At 68.2% G+C, this 2,906-nt stretch carries 3 protein-coding genes and 1 pseudogene; 1 reads left to right on the plus strand and 3 read right to left on the minus strand.

From position 1 onward, the window contains the following. From DD1DGNOD_RS29895 to pyrR, 3 genes and pseudogenes are all read right to left on the minus strand, one after another. Positions 1–267: pseudogene (locus DD1DGNOD_RS29895) on the minus strand (dihydroorotase); the annotation flags it as partial. Then, positions 264–1,187 (minus strand): aspartate carbamoyltransferase catalytic subunit, encoded by a 924-nt coding sequence (locus DD1DGNOD_RS20060; protein ID WP_131770819.1) that lies wholly within the window; start codon positions 1,185–1,187, stop codon positions 264–266. The pseudogene DD1DGNOD_RS29895 and the gene DD1DGNOD_RS20060, both read right to left, overlap by 4 nt. A gap of 223 nt (positions 1,188–1,410) precedes the next feature. After that, a complete protein-coding gene (gene pyrR / locus DD1DGNOD_RS20065) occupies positions 1,411–2,025 on the minus strand; it encodes a bifunctional pyr operon transcriptional regulator/uracil phosphoribosyltransferase PyrR (RefSeq protein WP_131770816.1) in 615 nt (204 codons plus the stop codon). A 311-nt stretch (positions 2,026–2,336) separates the two neighbouring features. On the opposite strand from pyrR, the gene bldD reads away from it, so the two are divergent. Next, on the plus strand, positions 2,337–2,837 hold the full coding sequence (gene bldD / locus DD1DGNOD_RS20070) for a transcriptional regulator BldD (protein WP_131768042.1): 501 nt from the start codon (positions 2,337–2,339) through the stop codon (positions 2,835–2,837). The last annotated feature ends 69 nt before the right edge of the window (positions 2,838–2,906 follow it).

Below are 2,906 nucleotides of genomic sequence, written 5' to 3' on the forward strand. Positions count from 1 at the left end.
GGTTCCCGAGGCGACGGTCTCGGCGTCCTCCCGGCCCGGTTCCCGCAGGTGGGTGTGCAGGTCCACCAGCCCGGGCAGCGCGACCAGGCCGTCGGCGTCCAGGACGTTCGCGCCGGGGGCGGACAGGCCGCGGCCGACCTCGGCTATGACCCCGCCGTCGAGCACCATGTCCACGGGATCGGCGCCGAGCGGTCGTACGCCGCGCAGATGCCAGCGTCCGGCGTCCCGCCCGGGCTCGAAGGCGGCCACGTCGCCGCGTTGCGTCATGACACCTCCCTGGTGCCGCCAAGAAGCAGATACAGAACCGCCATCCGCACGCTTACGCCGTTGGCGACCTGCTCGACCACTGTCGAGCGGGTCGAGTCCGCGACATCCGAGGCAATCTCCATTCCGCGCACCATCGGCCCCGGATGCATGACCAGCGCGGATGGCGGCATCGCCGCGAGCCGGTCGGCATCCAGACCGTACCGGCGGGTGTACTCCCGCTCGGTGGGGAAGAACGCCGCGGTCATCCGCTCCCGCTGCACCCGCAGCACCATCACCACGTCGCTCTTGGGCAGGACCGCATCGAGATCATAGGAGACCTCGACCGGCCACTGATCCACCCCGACCGGGACGAGTGTCGGCGGGGCCACCACCGTCACGGCCGCACCCAGGGTGGACAGCAGCCACATGTTGGAGCGGGCCACTCTGGAGTGCAGGACGTCACCGACGATCGTGACGGACAGGCCCTCGATACGGCCGAGCCTGCGGCGGATGGTGAAGGCGTCCAACAGCGCCTGGGTCGGATGTTCGTGAATGCCATCCCCGGCGTTGAGCACGCTACCGCGCACCCAGGCGGCAAGCCTGTGCGGAGCGCCACTGGCGGGATGCCGACAGACCACGGCGTCGGCCCCCATCGCCTCAAGGGTCTGCGCGGTGTCCTTGAGGCTTTCGCCCTTGGAGACGCTCGACCCCCGGACCGAGAAATTGATCACATCCGCGGACAGGCGCTTGGCGGCGAGCTCGAAGGACGTCCGGGTCCGGGTCGAATCCTCGAAGAAAAGGTTCACCACCGTACGACCGCGCAGGGTCGGCAGCTTCTTGACCGACCGGTCAGCGACAGTGGCCATGTACTCGGCCGTGTCCAGCACCAGCAGAGCATCGTCCCGACCGAGATCCTGTGTGGACAGCAGGTGGCGCATCATGCCGGCGCCCCGCCCGACAGTCGCCACCCGGCCGGGCCATCCGCGTCCGGCCCGTGTGCGTCCGAGCCGTTTGCGTCCGGCCGGATGGCGTCGGGCGTGTTCGCCTCCGGCCCGTTTGTCTCCGGCCCGTTTGTCTCCGACCCGTTTGTCTCCGGCCCGTTCACGGCCGGAGCAGGCGGAACCGGACCGGCCCGACCGTGCCGGCGCGGCGAGCCCCCCGGAGTCATCGACCCGCTCCTTCCGACAGAATCATCACGGCATCCCGGCCGTCGGTCTCGGTGAGGCGAACCGCGACGGCCTCCTGCCGGGATGTCGGCATGTTCTTGCCCACATAGTCGGCCCGGATCGGCAGCTCCCGATGACCACGGTCCACCAGTACCGCGAGCTGTACCACCCGGGGCCGGCCGAACTGCGCCAGTGCGTCCAGGGCCGCCCGCACCGTCCGGCCGGAGAACAGGACGTCGTCCACGAGGACCACCGTGCGGCCGTCGATCCCCCCGTCCGGAAGGTCGGTCACTTCCAGCGGACGGACGGCGTGAAACCGAAGGTCGTCACGGTGCATGGTCGGATCGAGCGAACCCACACCGAGCTCGACGCCTTCGACCGCCCGGACTCGTGCGGCGAGTCGACGGGCCAGCGGAACGCCGCGGGTGGGTATGCCGAGGAGCACGACACCGTTTCCGCCAGCCGTCTTCTCCAGGATCTGATGGGCCATCCGGGTGAGAACCCGGCCGATGTCCTCGCTGGAGAGCACCGTGCGGGCCGTGCCGCGGCCGGATGCCTCCGGGTCGGGCGTGGACCCTCCCGATGCGGGCGTACCTGGGGCGGGCGTGGTCATGCCCATGTCCCTCCTTCCCCGCCTCACTGGACGGTCCTTAAAGGAGCGGTCCGGATGACGGTATCAGGCACCACACATTGTCACTGCACGTTACATGTTGAGAACCCCATGCACACGAACGGCCCTCGGCGCAAAAATTCCCTGGCTGTAACGCCTAGTGCAATCGATGGGCTACAGAAAGTGGTACAAAGAAAGTGTCGACACGACCCCCCTGGTGGTGAGCGACAACCGACCCAGGACTACTATCGGTAACCACCGGCGGCAAGAGCCCCGGTTCCAACTGATCGACCACGACGGGAGTGGGCACTCCGATGTCCGACTATGCGAAGGCGCTCGGTGCTCGGCTGCGAGCAATACGCACCCAGCAGGGGCTCTCGCTTCATGGCGTCGAGGAGAAGTCGCACGGGCGCTGGAAGGCTGTCGTCGTGGGCTCCTACGAACGCGGAGATCGCGCTGTTACAGTGCAGCGCCTGTCCGAACTCGCCGAGTTCTACGGTGTCCCGGTGGGAGAGCTCCTCCCCGAGGGTTCCACCGTGGCTCCGCTCGAACAGTCTCCGCGCATCGTCCTCGACCTGGAACGGCTTTCCCAGGTTCCGAAGGAACAGGGCGGCCCACTCGCCCGCTATGCGGCGACCATCCAGAGCCAGCGCGGAGACTACAACGGCCGCGTACTCTCCATCCGGTACGAGGACCTGCGTTCCCTCGCGGTCATCTACGACACCTCGCCGAGCAAGCTCACCGAGCAGCTCGTCTCATGGGGCGTCCTGAGCCCGGAGCAGGGTCAGGAAGCCGGAATCAGCGAATCGGCCTGACCGGGGCACAGGCCAAGTCTGACCGGCCAAAGGCGGCGCGACCATGTTTTCGCGCCGCTGGCGGCTGCA

This window comes from Candidatus Protofrankia californiensis (genome assembly GCF_900634765.1).
Classification (GTDB): domain Bacteria; phylum Actinomycetota; class Actinomycetes; order Frankiales; family Frankiaceae; genus Protofrankia; species Protofrankia californiensis.